This is a genomic window from Celeribacter persicus, assembly GCF_003050785.1.
In the GTDB taxonomy this organism is placed as follows: domain Bacteria; phylum Pseudomonadota; class Alphaproteobacteria; order Rhodobacterales; family Rhodobacteraceae; genus Celeribacter; species Celeribacter persicus.
In genome coordinates this window covers 58120-78309 of record NZ_QAOH01000010.1, presented here as the reverse complement: position 1 = coordinate 78309, position 20190 = coordinate 58120, and the positions used below count along the sequence as shown (strand labels likewise).

20 protein-coding genes are annotated in these 20190 nt (G+C 60.1%); 10 read left to right on the top strand and 10 right to left on the bottom strand.

The genetic code is table 11. The annotated features are described in order from the left end of the window. Positions 1-34: 34 nt before the first annotated feature. On the bottom strand, positions 35-1363 hold the full coding sequence (locus tag C8N42_RS13525) for an amidase (protein WP_107817100.1): 1329 nt from the start codon (positions 1361-1363) through the stop codon (positions 35-37). Between the two features lie 94 nt (positions 1364-1457). Here C8N42_RS13525 and C8N42_RS13520 point away from each other — a divergent pair, with 94 nt between their 5' ends. Then, positions 1458-2693: an FAD-dependent monooxygenase gene (locus tag C8N42_RS13520; RefSeq protein WP_245890130.1), complete on the top strand. Its 1236-nt coding sequence runs from the start codon at positions 1458-1460 to the stop codon at positions 2691-2693. A 36-nt stretch (positions 2694-2729) separates the two neighbouring features. Here the strand turns inward: C8N42_RS13520 and C8N42_RS13515 are convergent, their stop codons facing one another. The 5 genes from C8N42_RS13515 to C8N42_RS13495 form a co-directional block, all read right to left on the bottom strand. Next, positions 2730-2915 carry a Trm112 family protein gene (locus C8N42_RS13515; RefSeq protein WP_107817098.1) on the bottom strand — a complete coding sequence of 62 codons (186 nt, stop codon included), beginning with the start codon at positions 2913-2915 and terminating at the stop codon, positions 2730-2732. Next, positions 2915-3550 (bottom strand): LON peptidase substrate-binding domain-containing protein, encoded by a 636-nt coding sequence (locus C8N42_RS13510; RefSeq protein WP_107817097.1) that lies wholly within the window; start codon positions 3548-3550, stop codon positions 2915-2917. The genes C8N42_RS13515 and C8N42_RS13510 overlap by 1 nt, the downstream gene beginning before the upstream one ends. A 26-nt stretch (positions 3551-3576) precedes the next feature. Continuing rightward, the gene (gene trxA, locus C8N42_RS13505) at positions 3577-4479 is read right to left on the bottom strand and encodes a thioredoxin (RefSeq protein WP_107817096.1); all 903 of its coding nucleotides are present in this window, start codon (positions 4477-4479) and stop codon (positions 3577-3579) included. Positions 4480-4533: 54 nt separating this feature from the next. Continuing rightward, positions 4534-5322: an exodeoxyribonuclease III gene (locus C8N42_RS13500; RefSeq protein WP_107817095.1), complete on the bottom strand. Its 789-nt coding sequence runs from the start codon at positions 5320-5322 to the stop codon at positions 4534-4536. A 218-nt stretch (positions 5323-5540) separates the two neighbouring features. After that, positions 5541-6227, bottom strand: a complete 687-nt coding sequence (locus tag C8N42_RS13495; RefSeq protein WP_107817157.1) for a response regulator transcription factor — start codon at positions 6225-6227, stop codon at positions 5541-5543. A gap of 169 nt (positions 6228-6396) precedes the next feature. Here C8N42_RS13495 and ribA point away from each other — a divergent pair, with 169 nt between their 5' ends. Together ribA and C8N42_RS13485 are read left to right on the top strand one after the other, a co-directional pair. Further along, a complete protein-coding gene (gene ribA / locus C8N42_RS13490; RefSeq protein ID WP_107817094.1) occupies positions 6397-7485 on the top strand; it encodes a GTP cyclohydrolase II in 1089 nt (362 codons plus the stop codon). After that, a complete protein-coding gene (locus C8N42_RS13485) occupies positions 7485-7973 on the top strand; it encodes a L,D-transpeptidase family protein (protein ID WP_107817156.1) in 489 nt (162 codons plus the stop codon). The genes ribA and C8N42_RS13485 overlap by 1 nt, the downstream gene beginning before the upstream one ends. A 56-nt stretch (positions 7974-8029) precedes the next feature. Here the strand turns inward: C8N42_RS13485 and C8N42_RS13480 are convergent, their stop codons facing one another. Continuing rightward, positions 8030-8683 (bottom strand): YggS family pyridoxal phosphate-dependent enzyme, encoded by a 654-nt coding sequence (locus C8N42_RS13480; RefSeq protein ID WP_107817093.1) that lies wholly within the window; start codon positions 8681-8683, stop codon positions 8030-8032. Positions 8684-8899: 216 nt separating this feature from the next. Between C8N42_RS13480 and C8N42_RS13475 the strand changes: the two genes are divergently transcribed. The 6 genes from C8N42_RS13475 to C8N42_RS13450 all read left to right on the top strand — a co-directional run bounded on the left by C8N42_RS13475 (position 8900) and on the right by C8N42_RS13450 (position 16008). After that, a complete protein-coding gene (locus tag C8N42_RS13475; protein WP_107817092.1) occupies positions 8900-10069 on the top strand; it encodes a porin in 1170 nt (389 codons plus the stop codon). A gap of 145 nt (positions 10070-10214) precedes the next feature. Continuing rightward, entirely contained in the window at positions 10215-10784 is a 570-nt protein-coding gene (locus tag C8N42_RS13470) for a DUF3576 domain-containing protein (protein WP_245890128.1), read from the top strand. 114 nt (positions 10785-10898) lie between these two features. After that, on the top strand, positions 10899-13460 hold the full coding sequence (leuS, locus tag C8N42_RS13465) for a leucine--tRNA ligase (RefSeq protein ID WP_107817091.1): 2562 nt from the start codon (positions 10899-10901) through the stop codon (positions 13458-13460). Next, positions 13447-13926: a hypothetical protein gene (locus C8N42_RS13460; RefSeq protein ID WP_107817090.1), complete on the top strand. Its 480-nt coding sequence runs from the start codon at positions 13447-13449 to the stop codon at positions 13924-13926. Before leuS ends, C8N42_RS13460 begins: the two co-directional genes overlap by 14 nt. Next, the gene (gene holA, locus C8N42_RS13455) at positions 13923-14948 is read left to right on the top strand and encodes a DNA polymerase III subunit delta (RefSeq protein ID WP_107817089.1); all 1026 of its coding nucleotides are present in this window, start codon (positions 13923-13925) and stop codon (positions 14946-14948) included. Before C8N42_RS13460 ends, holA begins: the two co-directional genes overlap by 4 nt. A 61-nt stretch (positions 14949-15009) precedes the next feature. Continuing rightward, positions 15010-16008, top strand: coding sequence for an LLM class flavin-dependent oxidoreductase (locus C8N42_RS13450; protein WP_245890127.1), 999 nt, complete (start codon positions 15010-15012; stop codon positions 16006-16008). Here C8N42_RS13450 and C8N42_RS13445 read toward each other — a convergent pair. The 3 genes from C8N42_RS13445 to C8N42_RS13435 are packed head-to-tail and all read right to left on the bottom strand — an operon-like array spanning position 15992 to position 18530. Next, complete coding sequence (locus tag C8N42_RS13445; RefSeq protein ID WP_107817153.1) at positions 15992-17149, bottom strand: BaiN/RdsA family NAD(P)/FAD-dependent oxidoreductase; 1158 nt, start codon at positions 17147-17149, stop codon at positions 15992-15994. The two genes, C8N42_RS13450 and C8N42_RS13445, sit on opposite strands and share 17 nt — an antisense overlap. Before the next feature lie 14 nt (positions 17150-17163). Further along, a complete protein-coding gene (locus C8N42_RS13440; RefSeq protein WP_107817088.1) occupies positions 17164-17778 on the bottom strand; it encodes an enoyl-CoA hydratase/isomerase family protein in 615 nt (204 codons plus the stop codon). Continuing rightward, complete coding sequence (locus C8N42_RS13435) at positions 17775-18530, bottom strand: SDR family oxidoreductase (RefSeq protein ID WP_107817087.1); 756 nt, start codon at positions 18528-18530, stop codon at positions 17775-17777. The genes C8N42_RS13440 and C8N42_RS13435 overlap by 4 nt, the downstream gene beginning before the upstream one ends. 115 nt (positions 18531-18645) lie before the next feature. Here C8N42_RS13435 and C8N42_RS13430 point away from each other — a divergent pair, with 115 nt between their 5' ends. Then, positions 18646-20190 carry a DUF2125 domain-containing protein gene (locus C8N42_RS13430; RefSeq protein ID WP_107817086.1) on the top strand — a complete coding sequence of 515 codons (1545 nt, stop codon included), beginning with the start codon at positions 18646-18648 and terminating at the stop codon, positions 20188-20190.

Below are 20190 nucleotides of genomic sequence, written 5' to 3'. Positions count from 1 at the left end.
GGCGTCTGCGCCCCTCGCGCAAAGGTTGTGACTTTTAGGCCAGCGCCGCCTCCGCCGCCTTGCCCAGACGCAAAAGCCGCGCCTCGCTCATCGGCGGGGTTTGCAAGGTCACACCACAGGAGGGAATACCGGTCGGAAGTGTCAGAGCCGCAAGCCCCATCAGATTGCCGACCCGCGTGTTGCGCAGGGTCAGCAGGTTTTCCGTGACGTAATATTCCGCATCCGTCATCAGTCGATCCGCTTTCGGCGGCAAGTTTGGCGCGGTGGGCAAAATGACAGCATCGAAACCCACTGTCGCCTTTAGATAGTCTGCGCGCAGACTGGCCAGCTTTTTCCAGCCTGCCACGTAATCCACGCCACTGAATGCCCCGCCCGAACGGAACCGCTCAAGAATGCGCGGAAACATCAGGTCGGGAGCGGCCTCGATCACCTCGCGCCATTCGGCATAGGCTTCTGTCGTGAAGAGGATACCGGCAAGTTCCATCGCATCCGTCACCGCCGGAAGCTCGGCCCGAATGATCTCGGCCCCGGCCTCGCGGAATTTCTGCACCGACGCCTCGAACGCGTCCAGAGGCGCGTCGCGAATGTCATCGAATACCACGTTTTCGAGCACCAAAAGCCGTTTGCCCTTGAGCGTCGCGCCTTTCAGATCCGGCGCGGGCGAGCTGTCAAGAATGGCAAAAACCTCGGCCGCATCTTCAACCGTCTTGACCAGAGGCCCGATGGTATCGAAAGCCGCCGCCAAGGGCACCACCCCATCGAGCGGAATACGCCCAGACGTGGTTTTCAGCCCCACAAGATCGTTCCACGCCGCAGGGATGCGCACAGACCCGCCAGTGTCCGACCCGATCGCCCCAGATGCCAACCCAAAGGCCACCGACCCCGCCGCCCCCGAGGAAGACCCACCGGACACCGCATCCAGATCGTTTACACAAGGCGTCGTCGCCGTGACCGGGTTGAGCCCCAGCCCGGAAAACGCCAGTTCCGACATATGCGTCTTGCCCAAGGCCACCAGCCCGGCATTCGTTGCACGCCGGAGCACTTCGGCATCCTTCGTCGGCACGCGGTCTTTCAACAAAGCCGACCCCGCCTCTGTCGCCACGCCCGCCGTATCGAACAGGTCCTTCCAGGACACAGGCACACCGTCCAGAAGCCCTCGCCGAACACCGTCACGGGCACGCGCCCAAGACGCCTCGGCCTCGGCCATGGCGCGGTCCTCCATGAGCCGGGCATAAATCCGGTCGGACAGCGGGTGCGCTTTTGCCATGTCGAGAAACGCTGCCGCAAGATCGCGCGGGTCGACATCGCCCGCACCGATGGCCCGCCCCAGATCGCACATGCTCATTTCTGTATATTCGACCATTGCCTGCCCTTTCCTGTTCCGTCGTAAGGTAGCGGCGCAGGAGCGCATGGACAATCCTGTCTCGCGCGTCATATTTGCGGCTAAGGAGGCTCTCATGACCCGGAACACTACACGCAAAAGCGATCTCATTATCGTCGGCGGCGGGCTGAATGGCCCCGCTCTGGCGCTGGCCTCCGCGAACGCGGGTCTGACCGTGACCCTGATCGACAGCCTCCCGAAAGCCTTGCGCATCGGCGATGAATTCGACGGGCGCGGCTATGCGCTTTCGCTCGGCTCCTACAAGCTGATGAAAGCCATCGGCATCTGGGACAAGGTTGCTGCACATGCTCAGCCGATCCTCGATGTGAAAGTCACAGATGGGAAACCCGGAGAAGGCCCCGCCCCCTTCATGCTCGAATTCCGCGACGGCGAGATTGATGAGAGTCCGATGGGCTATATGGTCGAGGACCGCTACCTGCGTCAGGCGTTCCTTGAGGCACTCGACGGACATCCCAAAATTACCCAGATCGAAGGCGAAGTGGTTGCCCAGGATGTCGATCTACATGGTGCAAAGGTGACGTTGAGCGATGGCACGGAGATTGAGGGCAAGCTCATCGTCGGCTGCGATGGGCGCAAATCCGGCACCGCCGCCCGTGCGGGGATCAAGCGCACCGGCTGGGGCTATGGCCAGACCGCTCTGGTCTGCGCGATCTCCCATGAACTGCCGCACCACGGTGCCGCGCATCAGTATTTCCTGCCTTCCGGCCCTCTGGCGATCCTGCCGCTTCCGGGCAATCAAAGCTCCATCGTCTGGACCGAAAAGGATGCGCTCGCCGCCGAGATTCAGGCGCTCTCCGATGAAGATTACCTCGCCGTATTGCGCCCACGTTTTGGCGATTTCCTGGGGGAGATTTCGCTGGCCGGAAAACGGTTTACCTATCCGCTGAACATAACGCTGGCGAACAGTTTCACTGCCCCGCGCGTGGCCCTTGTCGGCGATGCGGCGCATGGCATGCATCCGATCTCGGGACAGGGTCTAAACGCCGGCCTCAAGGATGTCGGCGCATTGACCGAAGTTCTGGTCGAGGCGCATCGCCGTGGCGAAGATATCGGTCGCGAGGACGTTCTGGAACGCTACGCACAGTGGCGGCGGTTCGATGTGGCCACGATGGCGCTGATGACCGACAGCTTCAACAAGCTGTTTTCCAACGACAATCCGCTCCTGCGCGTGGCGCGGGATATCGGCATGGGCGTGGTGAATTCGATGGGCGGGCTAAAACGCGCGGCGATCCGCGAGGCGACGGGTGTCAATGGTGACATACCCAAACTGCTGCGCGGCGTGGCGCTTTAAATTTTGAGTATTTTCACCAAGAAGAAGACGAGGCGCTCAGTCGTCGAGTTTGCGCGCCTCTGAGACCAGCATGATCGGGATACCGTTGCGGATCGGATAGGCGAGCCCCGCGGTTTTCGAAATCAGCTCCTGCTTGTCCGCATCATAGGTCAGAACACCATGGGTTTGCGGGCACACCAACGCCTCAAGCATACGGCGGTCAAAAGTCGGTTGGGCATCCATCACATCATATCCTCGTCAGAGCCGCCATGCAGCGCGAATTCCATCAGCGTTATAAGCGTTTCGCGGCGGGTGGAAAGGGAGGGCGCTTCCAAAAGCGCCTGTTTGTCCTCGGGACTGAACGGGCAGAGCATGGAAAGCGAATTGATCAGCAATTCATCTTCGGCCTGACCGAGGCTTTCCCAGTCCGTGCGCAATTCCTCTTCGCAAAAATAACGCTTGAGCAGATCCATGAACGGCCTACGCATCAACCCCGGATCGTGTTCCGATGCCCCGAGATCGGCCACGAAATCGGACCAGTCCACGGTGAACTTGCGATAGGGGCAAAAACCCGTAGTCTCGGCCAAAAGGCGAAAGCGCGATACACCGGTGAGCGTGATCATGTAGCGCCCGTCTTCCGTTTCGGAGAATGCCGTAAGCCGCCCGGCACAACCGATGGTGTTGAGCTTGCCCGTCCCTGCCCCGCCACGCGGTTGGATCATGCCGATCAGACGCGTGGGTGTCTTCATGCAATCCTCAAGCATCTGCAAATAGCGCGGCTCGAAGATGTGCAGAGGCAGGCGCGACCGGGGCAACAAAAGTGCCCCAGGCAGTGGAAAGACGGGGATCGTCTCGGGAAGATCGGCTGCGCTCAACATCTCCTAAAACTAGAACGCCCCGACGATCAGGCAAATATCATCGAGGACAATTTGCGACGGCCATTGAGCACAATCGGATCGTTGGGTTTGAGGCTGTCGAAGATTTTGAACAGCTGATCGCGGATCGCGCCATTGTTCCAGTCACGGTCGATCTTGAACGCGGCCAGAAGCGTCTCGACCGCCTCTTCGACCTGACCGGCGGCATGTTGCGCCACGGCGAGGTCGAGACGCGCCTGCATGTCGGCGGGATCGTCTTCGACCTTGGCGGCCAGTTCGGCCACGGGACCAGCATTTTCGGCCTCACGGGCCAGCGCGATTTGGGCATGCACGGCTTCAAGCGCTGCGTCATGCGAGACCTCTGCGGGCGCACCGTTCAACACGGCTTCGGCTTCGTCTATCTCGCCCTTCGCGAGATGACATTTGGCAAGTCCGGCATAGGCACCGGCCAGTTTGTCGTCTTCTTCGAGGATCGCAGCATAGGTTTGCGCCGCATCGTCGAACTCACCAGCTTCGAACATTTCATCGGCAGCGGCAACCGCATCAGACAGGCTTTCGTCCACGTTCAGAGCAGCCACCTTGGACACGAATTCCTTGATTTGCGAAGGCGGTAGTGCGCCCTGAAACCCGTCCACCGGCTGTCCTTTGAAAAAGGCATAGACCGTCGGGATCGACTGCACCCGCATCTGGCCCGCGATCATCTGGTTCTCGTCGACGTTCACCTTGGCCATCTTGACCTTGCCACCGGCGGCTTCGACCTCGGCCTCAAGGGCCGGGCCGAGCTGACGGCAGGGGCCGCACCACGGGGCCCAGAAATCGACAATCACAGGGGTTTCCTGAGAGGCATCCACCACTTCGGCCATGAAATCGGCTTCAGTAACATCTTTCACATATGCGCCATGCGCGGCGCCGTTGGCTTGTCCGAGATCCATTGTCGGCTCTCCTCTATCTATTTGGCGCTATATATGCGCCTTCGTGCATGAATTTTAAAGATCGAAGGTGGCAAAGACCGGCGCGTGATCCGACGGCTGCTCCCAACCGCGCGCATCTCGCAGCACACGACTGCCATGTGCGGCGTTCGAAATATCCGGCGTCGCCCAGACATGATCGAGCCGCCGCCCCTTGTCCGCCTCGCTCCAGTCCCGTGCCCGATAGGACCACCACGAATAAAGCAACCCTTCGGGAATGTCCTGCCGCGTCACATCGACCCAATGACCCGCATCCTGTGCGGCACAGAGATGCTCGACCTCGACCGGCGTATGCGACACGATCTTCAACAATTGTTTGTGGTTCCAGACATCGTCCTCACGCGGTGCGATGTTGAGATCGCCCACGAGAATGGATTTTTCCGGCTTCTCCGCATAAAACGCATCGCGCATTTCGGTCAGATAATCGAGTTTCTGCCCGAATTTCTCATTGATCTCCCGATCCGGCTTGTCGCCCCCCGCAGGTACATAGAAATTGTGGATCGTCACCCCGTTTTCCAGTTTCGCCGCCACATGGCGCGCGTGACCGAGACCGGCGTAATCCACCGCCCCCATATCCCGAAGCGGCAGTTTCGAGAGGATCGCAACCCCGTTGTACCCTTTCTGCCCCCGCGCCACGATATGGCTGTAGCCCAGCGCCCGGAAACGCTCCATCGGGATTTTCTCCACCGGCGATTTACACTCCTGAAGGCAGAGCACATCGGGCCCCTCTTCTTCGAGCAGCTTGCAGACGATGGGTTCACGCAGACGCACGGAATTGATGTTCCAGGTGGCAAGGGTAAAAGACATGGCAGGTCCTCGGATCAGATTTGCGCCAGAGCCTATCCGCCCCGCCCGGATGACACCACCCGAAAGCCGCGCAAACCACTTCTCAAAAAAACGCCCGGCACAAAGGCCGGGCGACAGTCAGGGACGAGGGACTGCACATCTTTCCCCCGATGTGCGAGGGGTCTTCACGGTAGAGAACGCAGGCAAGGCCAAAATAGTTCCTGCACCAGCGTTATTTTTCAGGATGCCAGACGATACCCACCCGCCTCGGTCACAAGGATGCGTGCATTCGAGGGATCGGGTTCGATCTTTTGCCGCAGACGATAGATATGGGTCTCAAGCGTGTGTGTGGTCACACCGGCGTTGTAACCCCAGACCTCGTGCAGCAGCACATCGCGGGGCACCACGCCTTCGGTGGCGCGATAGAGGAATTTGAGAATATTCGTTTCTTTTTCGGTCAGACGGATTTTCTTGTCGTCTTCCGTCACGAGCATCTTCTGCGCCGGTTTGAACGTATACGGCCCAAGCTGGAACACGGCCGCCTCCGATTGCTCATGGGTGCGGAGCTGGGCGCGGATACGGGCCAGAAGCACCGGAAATTTGAACGGTTTGGTCACATAATCATTCGCACCGCTGTCGAGGCCGAGAATGGTATCTGCATCCGTATCATGCCCCGTGAGCATCAGAATCGGACATTTCACGCCGGATTTACGAAGCCGTTTGCAAAGCTCGCGCCCATCGGTGTCCGGCAAACCCACGTCGAGAATGATTAGGTCGTAATGACCTTCCTTCGACTTTTCGATACCGGATGCGCCACTGTCGGCTTCGAAGACGTCGAAATCCTCGGTCATCACCAGTTGTTCGCTCAATGCCTCACGCAGATCGTCATCGTCATCGACGAGCAGGATTTTCTTGAGAGTGGCCATCACCGTGACCTCCTTTTGTTGTGCCTTGCCCGTGATCTGTGCGTGACCGATCAAAAGGACAAGATTTGCAACAAAGCTCTCACGCAAGCGTGTGAAATGACCGGGAAATGTTTCACTTTGTGACAAAGATCGCTACATCAGAGCCCTGACATCACGACGGACCACCTCCATGAGCCTTGCCCCGACCCTTTCCGAGATCATCGCCCGCGCCCGTGCGGACATGCGTATGGGCGTGCCGGTAATGCTCCGCTCCGAGACCGGTCATGCGCTGGCCGTCGCAGCCGAGGACCTGTCAACCGAGCGCCTGAGCGATCTGCGGGAGCTTGGCACGACCTATCTGGCGATCACTGCACGCCGGGCCGAAACCCTCTCCGCACGCGCCTATGACGAGGATCTCGCCCGCCTCGTCCTGCCTTCTGAGGCCGATGTTGCGTGGATCGACGCCGTGGCCGACCCCGCCGACGATCTCACCCATCCGATGAAAGGGCCATTCCGGTCGCTGCGTGGCGGCAATGCGATCTGTGCCCGCGCCGCGATTGCCCTTGCGAAATCGGCACGCCTTCTGCCCGCTGCCGTCATGGTCGATGTCGAAAATGGCTTTGAGATCGCAAGCACCAACGGGCTGACCGTCCTTCCGGTCGAGGCCGCCCTGCCGCTGATGGCCGATCTCGCCCCGCTGCATGACATGGTCCACGCCCGCGTCCCTTTGGTCGCCGCCGAAAAGAGCCGCGTCCATGTGTTTCGCCCCGAGGACGGTGGCGAAGAGCATTATGTGGTCGAGGTCGGTCGTCCGGATCGCAGCAAACCGGTTCTGGCCCGTCTTCATTCCGCCTGTTTCACTGGCGACATTTTCGGCTCGCTGAAATGCGACTGCGGCCCGCAACTCCATGCCGCACTGGCGCAGATGGGCGAAGAGGGCGAAGGCATTCTTCTCTATCTCAATCAGGAAGGTCGCGGCATCGGCCATGCCAACAAGATGCGCGCCTATTCGCTTCAGGATCAGGGATTCGACACGGTCGAGGCCAATCACCGGCTGGGCTTCGAGGACGACGAGCGCGATTTCCGCATCGGGGCAGCGATTCTCAAGGAGATGGGGTTCAGCGCCGTGCGTCTCCTGACCAACAACCCGAAAAAGATCGCCCGGATGGAAGATCAAGACATCACTGTCACCGAACGCGTGCCGCTCAAAGTCGGGGAGAATCGGTTCAACGAAGCCTATCTCGCCACCAAGGCGCGCAAGTCGGGGCACCTTCTATGATCAAGCCGACCGACATCGTCGTCACCCGCTGGGGGGCGCGTTTTCTTGGACGCCGCTTTCCCTGTTCCATCGGCAAGGGCGGGATCACAGACGACAAACGCGAAGGCGACAGGGCCAGCCCGCGCGGCATTCATACGATGCCTGCACTTTATTACCGGGCAGACCGAATCCCGGCACTGGCCGGAGAAAAGATCAAACCGGGCGATCTCTGGTGCGATGCGGGCGATCATCCAGACTACAACCACCTCGTGCGCGCGCCCTTCAAGGCCAGTCACGAGAAAATGCGCCGCGCCGACCGTCTCTATGATCTGGTGATCATCACCGACTGGAACTGGCCCATGGCCACGCCCGGCAAAGGTTCCGCCATCTTTGTCCACCGCTGGCGCAAACCGCGCCATCCGACCGAGGGCTGTGTTGCGTTTCGGGCCGACCATCTGCGCTGGATCGCGGAGCGCATCACGCCTGCGACGCGGCTGGTCATCCGGTAAAGAAGCCACCCAGAGGTCAGACAGAAGTCCGACACTTTGTCGGCCTTCCCGAATCGTCAGGAATAATCCCGTTCGCCAAAGATCGCGGAACCGACCCGGACGTGAGTCGCCCCCTGCGCAATCGCGGTTTCGAAATCCCCGGACATGCCCATGGACAGGCCTTCGATCCCGTTGCGCTCTGCGATCTTCCGGAGCAGCGCGAAATGCAGGGAGGGCTCTTCCTCTGCAGGCGGAATACACATCAGCCCCTCGATGACGAGCCCGAGATCACGGCATTCCTTGATGAAATCGTCCGCTTCAGCGGGCATAACCCCTGCCTTTTGTGGCTCCTCACCGGTGTTCACCTGAACGAACAACCTCGGACAATGGCCCAGTTCTTCGGACAAACGCGCGATGGTTCTGGCAAGTTTCGGACGGTCCATCGTGTGAATCACATCGAACAATTCCATCGCCTGCCGCGCCTTGTTGGTCTGCAAGGGGCCGATGAGGTGCAACTCGACGCCTTCGAAGCGTTCCTTGAACGCAGGCCATTTCCCGGCCGCTTCCTGCACCTTGTTCTCCCCGAACACCCGCTGGCCTTCCATGAGGACAGCCTCGACCCGTTCATTCGGCTGAACCTTGGAAACGGCGATCAAAGTCACGCTCTCCGGTGCCCGCCCGACGCGTTTTGCCTCTGTCGCGATCCGATCCCTGATCTCGGCAAGCCCCATATCTGCCTCCTTAAAAGGTACAACACACATTCCTTGGATTTCTTATGCCGCAGGACACAGCCCGTGCAACAGGTGTGTGGCTTAGTTGCATCATTTTCCAGAGAGCTATCCCACAAGCTGTGCGATTTCTTGACCCAAAGCGTGCTTCGGCGCATTTCTCTGGCCATGTGTCGGGTAAGCCGGCATGCCTGATATTCCAATTCCACGAGGGAAAAAATGAAAAAGATCCTTCTTTCTTCCGCTGCGATCGCCCTGCTTGCTGGCGCTGCTTCCGCTGAGATCAGTTGGACCGGCCAAGCCGAACTCGGTTATAACGACGACTATGAAGATGGCTTCTATATCGACGCCGACATCGACATCACGGCGTCCCAAGAGCTGAACAACGGCTGGACCGCGGCTCTGACCTTTGGCCTCGAGCTGAACGACACCAACAACGCCGACGACGAAGAAGACCTCTTCAACGCTGACAACAACCTGACTGTCAGCATCTACAACGACGTCTTCAAATTCACCTACGGTGACATCGAATACGCTCCGGTTTCCTACTGGAGAGGCGTGTCCGACATGGTTGCTGACGGCTTCAACGAGTACGACGACGAATCCGTGCTGCGTTTTGACGTCGACTACGGCATGTACAAAGGTGGTATCTCCGCCACCGTCGACAACGACACCGGCGATCTCTACAGCGTCGGTCTCGGCCTCGAAGCTGACTTCGACACCTTCTACGTGTCCTTCGGCTACCAGGAAGAAGATGATGATCTTTTGGCCATTGTAGCTGGCGATTCTTCCGCCCCAGGTCAAACGATCACGGACGATGACATCCTCGCCAACGCAGACGTTAACGGCGGCGACCTGAACGGTCACGAGATTTACGCTCTGGCCGTGGGCACCTCCCTTGCTGGCGCCGACATCCGTCTGGCCTACGCCTCCAACGAAACTCTCGACAGCGAGTCCATCGGCATCCAGGTGTCCTACCCGGTTGGCCCGGTGACCCTGACCGGTTACTACGTTTCCGAAGACAAAGATCGCAGCTATGGTGACGACTATACCTATGGCTTGACCGTAGCATACGAAGAAGGTCCGTTGAGCGTTCTGGCTCACTACGAGTCTTACGGTGGTGAAGAAGAATACAACCTCGAAGGTGCCTACGACTTCGGTTTCGGTCTGGTTGTGACCGCCGGTTACATCGACGGTGACGACGATGGCGATGACGACTTCGCATCCTACATCGTGGCTGAGTATGACCTCGGCGGTGGCGCTTCCTTCCTCGCCTCCTACGCTGATGCGAACTCGACCGCAGCTGAGTCCACCGACGACATCGACACCGGTCTCGGCGGCTACGAACTGTACTCCGGCGCTACGCTGGCTCTGAACCTCCAATTCTAATTCCTAGAAGTTCAGAAGAGTAAAAGATTGGGCCGTCCTTCGGGGCGGCCCTTTTCTTTTCTCATCCTTTTCCCTGCACTTGGGGCCTTGTCCCTTTGCGCGTCGGGCGATACGGTTGCCGCGATGTCTTGAGAGGGAGCGTTTGATGTTTCGCCCAACCCATGTACTGGCCGCCTCGCTGGCCGCGATGCTGACGCTTTCGGGCTGTGGCGCGTTTGACTCTGTCGGCTCTGTCGGGGACAGCTTCGGCTCCCTGCCGTTTTCCGGCGGCAAGAAAGAGACCGTGGTCACCACCGACGGTACGACGCAAACCATTGATACGAAATCCACCGGACAAGTCGTCGAGATTCCGAATGGCGAAACCATCGTCATCGAAAATCCGAACCGTCGCACGATTTTCGGCGGCGGTCGCGGATCGGTCTCCGACACTGTTCAGGTCAACAAATACATCTGGAACGCAGCCCTTGATGTGCTGTCCTTCCTGCCCGTGCAAGAGGCCGATCCGTTCACGGGTGTGATCATCACCGGTTATGGCACCCCGCCGGGTGGCGGTCGCGCCTATCGCGCGGTGATCCATGTGACCGATCCGGCACTGGATGCGCGCACGCTGAACGTCGCGCTCTACACCAAAGGTGGCGCGGTCAGCCAGGAGACCGTTCAGGCCGTCGAGGATGCGATCCTCACCCGCGCCCGCCAGTTGCGCACGAGTAAGTAAGCCTGTGAAATGAGCACAGAGAAATAAGGCCTCTGGACCCCGGAGAGCCAAGGATTTATGACCACGCCGGGCCTTTCAACAGCCCGGCGTTTGTCTGAGACGAAGGATGCAACCATGAGCCGCTACGCGCCCAGCGAGATCGAACCGAAATGGCAATCTGCCTGGAATGAGGCGGAGGTGTTCCTCGCCAAGCGGGATGAGAGCAAGCCGAAGTATTATGTGCTTGAGATGTTCCCCTACCCGTCGGGCCGCATCCACATCGGTCACGTGCGCAATTACACCATGGGCGACGTGGTGGCGCGGTTCAAATCCTCGACCGGGCATAACGTGTTGCACCCGATGGGCTGGGACGCTTTCGGCATGCCAGCGGAGAACGCCGCGATGGCCTCCGGCGGACATCCGGGCACATGGACCTATCAGAACATCGACACGATGCGCGATCAGATGAAGCCGCTGGGCCTGTCGATCGACTGGACCCGCGAATTTGCCACCTGCGACCCGGAATATTACGGCCAGCAACAGGCGATGTTCATCGACATGCTCGACAAGGGGCTGGTCTATCGCAAGAACGCCACGGTGAACTGGGACCCGGTCGATATGACGGTTCTGGCCAACGAACAGGTAATCGACGGTTGCGGCTGGCGCTCCGGCGCGCCGGTGGAACGACGTGAGTTGACCCAATGGTTCTTCAAGATTTCCGACTTCTCCGAGGATCTGCTTGAGGCCATCGACGGGCTGGACAACTGGCCCGAGAAGGTCAAGACGATGCAACGCAACTGGATCGGTAAATCGCGCGGTCTTCAGTTTGCTTTCTCCATCGTCGATGCGCCCGCGCATCACGACCGGATCGAGGTGTACACCACCCGCCCCGACACATTGATGGGTGCGTCCTTCGTCGGCATCTCCGCCGATCACCCGCTGGCCAAGGAATTGGCCGCCGAGAACCCGGAGATCGCTGCCTTCTGTGAGGAATGCCGCAAGGGGGGCACCACGGAGGAGGCCATCGAGAAGGCCGAGAAGCTCGGGATGAACACCGGGCTGACCGTCCGCCATCCGTTCGACACAAGCTGGGAACTGCCGGTCTATATCGCCAACTTCATCCTGATGGATTACGGCACAGGCGCGATTTTTGGTTGCCCGGCACATGACCAGCGCGACTTCGATTTCGCCACCAAATATGGCCTGCCGATCAACTATGTGTTCGAGCCCGCCGATGGCGCGCTCAATGACAAAGAGGCTTTCGTCCCGCTCAAATCCGAGAAGGTGAACTACATTCGCGGCTTCGCGGGCGAGGAGGTTCAGACCGGCGAAGAGGGCGTCAACAGCGCCGTCGATTTCTGCGAAGCCAATGGTGTCGGCCATGGCGTGACGAAATTCCGCCTGCGGGATTGGGGCCTGTCCCGTCAGCGCTATTGGGGCTGTCCGATCCCGGTGGTGCATTGCGAGGCTTGCGGCGTGGTGCCGGAGAAGAAAGAGAACCTTCCTGTGCGTCTGCCCGACGATGTCACCTTCGACAAACCGGGCAATCCGCTCGACCGTCATCCGACCTGGCGTGATTGCACCTGTCCGAAATGCGGTGCACCGGCAAAACGCGAGACCGACACGATGGACACGTTCGTGGACAGCTCGTGGTACTACGCCCGCTTCACCGCGCCCCACGCCACGACGCCGACCGTCAAGGAAGACGCCGAATATTGGATGAACGTCGATCAATATATCGGCGGCATCGAGCACGCGATTCTGCACCTGCTCTATTCCCGTTTCTTCGCCCGCGCGATGAATGAGACCGGACACCTGCCGGACAAAAGCCGCGAACCGTTCAACGCGCTGTTCACACAGGGCATGGTGACGCACGCGATCTACGAGAATGCCGAACGCAAGAACGAGAACGGTCGCACGATCTACCACTACCCCGACGAGGTGGAGGAACGTGACGGTGATGTGTTCGTGAAAGCAACTGGCGAACGGATCAAAGTGATCCCCTCTGCCAAAATGTCGAAATCGAAGAACAACGTGGTCGATCCGGTGGCGATCATCCAACAATACGGCGCCGACACGGCGCGCTGGTTCGTGCTGTCCGATTCTCCGCCTGAGCGCGACGTCGAATGGACCGCCTCGGGCGCCGAAGCGGCGAGCAAGCACCTTGCCCGCGTCTGGCGTCTGGCCGCCGAGGTCGGGAACGCGCCGGAGACCGGCAAAGGCGACGAAGAGCTTCTGCGCGCCACCCATAAGGCGATGTTCGAGGTCACCCAAGGCATCGAATCATTCGGCTTCAACACCTCGATCGCGAAGCTTTACGGCTTCACCAACACCATCTCGAAATCGCAGGCCGGGCGCGAGGCAAAACGCTTTGCGCTCAAGACCATGGCCCAGCTCATGTCCCCCATGACCCCGCACCTCGCGGAGGAAATGTGGTCCATGCTCGGCGGTGAAGGCCTTGTTGCACAGGCCCCGTGGCCAGTACCGGACGAGGCGATGCTGGTCGAGGACACGGTGACGCTTCCGATCCAGATCAACGGCAAACGGCGCGATGAAATCTCGGTTCCGAAGGATATGCCGAAGGAAGAGGTTGAAAAGCTGGTGCTGGAAAACGATGCTGTGAAAAAGGCGCTCGATGGCGGGTCGCCGAAAAAACTCATCGTTGTACCGGGCCGCATCGTCAATGTCGTCATTTGATCGCAGACACTTCCTGATCTCGCTCGCAGCCCTCACGGGCTGCGGCTTCACCCCGGCTTACGGACCGGGGGGCACGGGCGCTGCGCTGCGCGGCAAGGTCGACATCGACGCCCCCTGGAATCGCGAAAGCTACAATCTGAACAAACGGCTGACCGAGCAATTCGGTCCGTCGGAAATGCCGCTCTATCGTCTGTCCTACAGAATCTCGACGGATGAGAAACAGATCGGCATCACCCGCGATCAGGAAATCCTGCGTTATCATGTCACCGGCAAGGTCAGTTACACGTTGACCGAGATCGCAACCGGAAAGGTTCTGACCGAACACAACGTGTCGGGCTTCACCGCCTATTCCGCCACCGGCTCCTCGGTCGATACGCTGACCGCGTCTCGCGCTGCCTATGCACGCCTTATGGTGATCCTTGGCGATCAGATGGTGAGCCAGATCATCGCCACGACGACACCATGAAACTCGCCGCCCGAGACGCCCTGTCCTATTTCGCCAAACCCGATCCGGGCAAGGCCGGGGTACTGCTCTATGGTCCCGATGCCATGCGCATTGCGCTCAGACGTCAGGAGGTGATCGAGGGGCTGATCGGCCAGCAGGGTGAAGAGGAAATGCGCCTCACCCGCATCGCTGGCGGGGAGTTGCGCAAGGACAAGACGCTTCTGCTCGATGCCATCAAGGAACAGGGCTTCTTTCCCGGTCCCCGCGTCGCCTTTGTCGAGGACGCGACCGACCAGATCAGCGACACGGTGAAAGACGCGCTGTTCGACTGGCGCGAGGGCGATGCCCAGATCGTCGTGACGGCGGGGCAGCTCAAGGCCACGTCGAAGCTGCGCAAGCTGTTCGAAGGTCACCCCTCCGCCTATGCCATCGCGATCTATACCGATCCGCCGTCCCGTGCGGAGATCGAGGCGACGCTCGGCAAGGCCGGGGTGAGCAATATCTCACGCGAAGCGATGACCGATATCGAGGCTCTGGCCCGCGTGCTTGATCCCGGCGATTTCCGCCAGACACTCGACAAACTCGCGCTCTACAAGATGGGCGACCCTGGCCCGGTCACCAGTGAAGATGTGCAGAATTGCGCCCCGGCCACGACAGAGGCCGAAGTGGACGATGTGCTGAACGTGGTCGCAGAAGGGCTGGCGAATGAGCTTGGCCCGCTGATGGTGAAACTCTCGGGGCAAGGGATCGACCCGGTGGCACTGTCGATCTTCACCATGCGCCATTTCCGAAGCCTCCATGCTGCGGCTTCCCATCCGAACGGCGCCGCTGCGGGTATCGCCGCCGCCCGCCCGCCGATCTTCGGACCGCGCCGCGACCGGATGACCCGACAGGCCTCGAACTGGGGCATGTACAAACTTGAAACCGCGCTTGGCATTCTGACCGATACGGACCTGACCCTGCGTTCGGCATCGCGCGCCCCAACCATGGCGGTGATGGAGCGCGCTCTGATCCGGCTTGCCATGTTGGCGCAACGGCGCTGACCGAAAATGCGGATTGTTTTGCGCTGAGATCATCCCAGATTGAGCGAAAAGGAGCCACAAAATGATCCCTTATTCCCTGCTTGATCTGTCTCCCGTCCCGGAGGGCGTATCCACCGCTCAGGCGTTAAAGAATTCCGTCGATCTGGCACAACATGCCGAAATCTGGGGGTTCAACCGCTATTGGCTGGCTGAGCATCACAATATGCCGGGGATCGCCTCCGCCGCCACCCCCGTCGTGATCGGGCATATCGCAGGGCATACGTCGCGCATGCGGATCGGCGCAGGCGGGATCATGTTGCCAAACCATGCACCTTTGCAGGTGGCCGAAGCCTTCGGCACCCTGCGCGAACTTTACGGCGACCGGATCGACCTCGGCGTCGGACGGGCACCGGGGACGGACATGGCGACCGCACGGGCGCTCAGACGCAATCTCATGCCCGGTCACGCCAATGGCGAGACTTTCCCGCAGGATGTGCAGGAACTTATGGGCTATCTCGGCGACATGCCCGAAGACGCCCCCGTCCGTGCCTTCCCCGGCACCGGCACCCATGTGCCGGTCTGGATGCTAGGCTCCTCGACCTATGGTGCGGAACTGGCGGCATTGCTGGGTCTGCCCTATGCCTTCGCCTCGCATTTTGCACCTGCGGCTCTGGATCATGCGGTCAAGATCTATCGCGATCTGTTCCGTCCTTCCGCCTATCTGGATGCGCCCTATTTCATGCTCGCCACCAATATCTTTGCCGCCGAAAGCGCGGAAGAGGCGGTCTATCTGCGATCTTCGATGATGCAGACCTTCGCCAATCTGCGCATGGGCAAACCAGGAAAACTACCGCATCCGGTCGAGGATATTTCCTCCGTCGTACCCGCCCGGTTCATACCCGCGCTCGACGCGATTTTCGCGGTCTCCGCGACCGGAACGAAAGCGATGGTCAAGGACAAGATCGGGGCTCTGATCGACCGGTATCAGCCGCAGGAAGTGATCTTCGCGGCCAATATTCACGACCACCAGAAACGGCTCAGATCCTTCGAGATTGCGGCCGAAGTCATGAAAGCTTCGTAAGCGCACCCTGCCCGGCCAGACGTCCGGTGGCCGGACAGGCGGTCAGGAGATAGCCGCCTGTCGGCGCATCCCAGTCGAGCATCTCCCCAGCAAAGAACAATCCCGGTTTTATGCGGGATTCAAGCCTTTCCGTGAGGCTTTCGAACCGTACCCCACCGGCGGTTGAAATAGCCTCATCCATCGGGCGCAATTGCGCAGCGGTGATTTTCAGCGCCTTGAGAGCTGTCATGAGATCATTGGGCTGTGGACCGGCACATTCCATCACGAGCGCGATTTTTTCCGGTGTAAGGCGCAGCGCACGTTTCAGAAACTTCGTCAGGGTTTCTTTCGTTTTCCTCTGTATTAGAGCCTGTTTGACCTTCTCCTCATCCCAGTCCGGCAAGAGGTCGAGCGTCAATGTCGCACCTTCGCGCAACCCGCGTGTGACGGCGTATATTCCGCCGCCTTCCAATCCACGTTTGGAAATCACGAACTCCCCACGGCTCTCAAACGCCCCTGCGGTCAGCTTCACACCTTTCACGGGCCTACCGAAATGCCGTGTCATATGTGGTGTCCAGTCCAGCAAAAGCCCGACATTCGACGGCGTGAAAGGCGCGATCTGCGCGAAAGGAGAGACCATGTCGACCCAAGCCCCATTCGATCCCAATCTTGCCCAACTCGCGCCGCCAAGGGCGAGAATGACCGTTTTGGCCTGCATGCAGACGGGCCCTTCCGGCGTATCGAATTCCGTGACATTGCCAAGCCCAACCATGCGCCAGTTGCGCCGCATGGTAACCCCCCGCGCCTCCAGCCGCGCCAGCCACGCACGCAACAGCGGCGAAGCCTTCATCGCCTTCGGAAACACCCGGCCCGAGGACCCCGTGAAGATGTCCTGTCCCAGCCCCTCGGCCCATGCGATCACCTCCTGCGGGCCAAAAGCCTCCAGAGCGTTTCGCAGTGTCGGATGCAGGGGCGCGTAAGCGTCCAGAAAGCGCTCCATCGGCTCGTTCTTGGTCAGGTTCAACCCCGATTTGCCCGCCATGAGAAACTTGCGCGCAGGCGAGGGTTTGGCCTCCGCAACCAACACATCATGCCCCGCTGCGGAAATCACTTCCGCCGCCATCAGCCCCGCGGGACCGGCCCCGACGACCAAGGCGTCGATCTCGATCCTTTCACTCACGGGCGGATCAGCGCCTTGATCCCGGCGATGTGTTCGCCGGTGGCCGCCAACGGGGCTTCCGTCAATTCCGCAATGGCGCTGGCCTGCTCTGCGGCCGGCACCAACCGGTCCACCAACCCCCAGGACAACGCCTCATCGGCAGCGATCTTCTGCCCTGCCATAAAAATCATCTTGGCGCGCGCCGGGCCGATCAGCGCGGTCATGCGTTTCGGGTCGGACGGTTGCGGCAGGAATCCGAGCTTCATCACCGGGTAAAAGAATTTCGCCCCCGGATCGGCAATCCTCAGATCGCAGGCCAGTGCCATACCGAACGCCCCGCCCGCCAAAGTGCCATTCAGCGCTGCAATGGTGAGGCAGGGCAGAGCGGCGATGGCCGTTGACAATTCTTCCCATAAGGGGGAGGTGGCAAGCCCCGCGCGCGCCTCATCGAGATCGGCGCCTGCGGAAAACACTTTGCCTGTGCCTGTGAGCACGAACGCCTTCGCCTCGGTCCGCGCTTCATGTGCGATCCCGATCAACTCGGCCAGCATGGCGGAGGTGAGCGAATTGGCCTTCTCCGGTCGGTTGAGAGTCACGGTCCAGAGCGCATCCTCGCGTGTTACGTTTATCATACGATCAATCCAAGTTGCCGGCGGAACCCTTCGTCCCGCAGTTGCAGTTCCTCACCCAGATGGGCGTCCGCCTCTTCTCCACACATCCACAAAAGCGCCTGCGCAGGCCATTCGGGCGGAATATGCTCCGACCAGTCGAGCTGGCTCACGGCGTTGATGCCCGACGCCTTGATCTCTCGCTGCATTTGGGTCGCAACCGTCCCCGGCGAAAGCCCCATGGCGCGGATACCATGGCCGCGTTCCTCAAGATCGAGCATGGCGGTCAACATCGCCGCCCCGGCTTTGGAGGCGCAATAAGCGCTCCACCCCTCAATCGGGCGATGTGCCGCTCCCGAGGAGACGGTCAGAACCGTCCCGCCCCCGCGCGCGACCATGTCCGGCACGATCCGACGCATGGCGTAGAACACGCCTTTGACATTGATGTCGATGAGGCGCGACCAATCGTCCGGGTCCACTTCGGTCAACGCACCGATCGGGTCGATCACACCGGCGTTGTTCACCAGAATGTCGATGGGACCGAGACGCTCTTCGACCCGCGTCACCGCCTGATCCAGTTCGGCATAGGAAGAAATATCGCAGGGCACCGCCAGAGCTTGCGGCCCGATTTCCCCGGCGATCCACGCAATCTTCGCTGCACTGCGCGCGATGAGCGCAACTTTCGCACCCTCTGCGGCAAAAAGCCGTGCGGTCGCCTCTCCGATCCCCCGGCTCGCCCCTGTGATCAAAGCGGTTTTCCCAGTAAGTTGCGACATGATCCGGCCTCCCTTGTGTCAAGGGGGAGCTTATGTCGTGAAGTGACCGGGTTCCAGTCTTGACCCCCCTGCCAAAGCACGAAAATGTGTGCGCGACTGTTTCAGGAGATTTATCATGCGTTCCATGTTTTTAGCTACCGCGCTCACCACCACCTGCCTCACCGCCGGTCCCGTTTTCGCCGATGTCACACCGGAAGATGTCTGGGCATCTTATCATGACATGATGGCCAGTATAGGCATGGAACCCAAAGCCGAGGTGAGCCGCGAAGGCGACACTCTCGTCGTGCGCAACATGATCTATGGCATGAATATCGAGATGGGCGAGGCGTCGATCACGGACACCACCACAGCGCCGGAGATTCGTTTTCAGGAGCGACAGGGCGGCACCGTGGCCGTGTGGTTCCCCCAGCCGCTCACCTCGATCATGGTTGCACCGAGCGAACCTGGCACGGAGAACGGTGACACGGTGGAGACCCGCTCCACCGTAACCTATATCGGCGAAGCCATCGTGTCCGGCACCCCAGACGACATACTCTACACCGTCGACAATGCCGCAATGACGATGGTCACGGAGCCTGTCATCGTCGATCACGTGACCATCCAACCGGGTGTTAGCGCGAAATTTGCCGGTATTTCCGGCACTTCCACCATGGTCCACAACCGAGAAAGCCTTTCCTCGGAGATGGACATGACCGCCGCGACGCTGACCTATGAGGTCGATCAGATCGACACCGAGGAAGACGGCACCGTGGAGATGGGGTTTGTCGGCAACACGCTTTCGATCAAGGGCGCGATCCTTTTGCCGCAAACGGACAGTGACAACATGCTTGCGACCCTGCTCGGCCAGAGCACCATGGATGTCACGATGGACATGCAAGACAGCGCCTCTTTTGTGACGGTCACCGGAAAAGAACCATCCTCGAACATGGACATCCGTGCCGCAACCGGGCTTTCGACACTGGATATGACCCTCAAGGGCGGTGCGATCGGCTATGATATCTCGGCGGGCGATCTCGACATCACCGTTGCGGGGCCGCAAATCCCCGGCGGGCAAGTCGCTCTCTCGATGGCGGAATACTCCGGCGCACTCTTTTTCCCGCTGGCCGCCTCCGAAGACGATCAGCCGTTCAGTGCCAAGATCGGACTCAAGGACCTTGTCCTGCCCGAGATCGCCTGGATGATTGCCGATCCTACTGGTCAATTGTCGCGTGATCCGGCGAACCTGCGTCTGGCTTTCGAAGGGACGCTGAAAAGCGATGTCGATCTGTTTGACATGAATGCACTGATGGCGCTTGAGGAAGAGGGCGCGGAAGAAATGCCCTTTGAGGTCAAAACCCTTGCCCTGCCGGACATTTACCTCGCGCTTGCGGGGGCCACTGTGGCTGGCAATGGGGCGGGGCATTTCCTCGATCAGGAACCGGCGATCCCCGGCGGCATGCCGCCGTTCACCGGCAAACTGAACCTGACTCTGAACGGTGTGACCGAGTTGATCGACAAACTGTCCGCGTCCGGCATCATGCCGCAGGAAACCGCCATGTCGGCGCAGATGATGCTCGGCCTCTTTGCGCGTCCGGGCACGGAGCCCGGTGAGTTGGTGTCCGAGATCGAGATGACCGAAGACGGCGCGATCATCGCCAACGGCCAACCGCTGCCGTTCTGA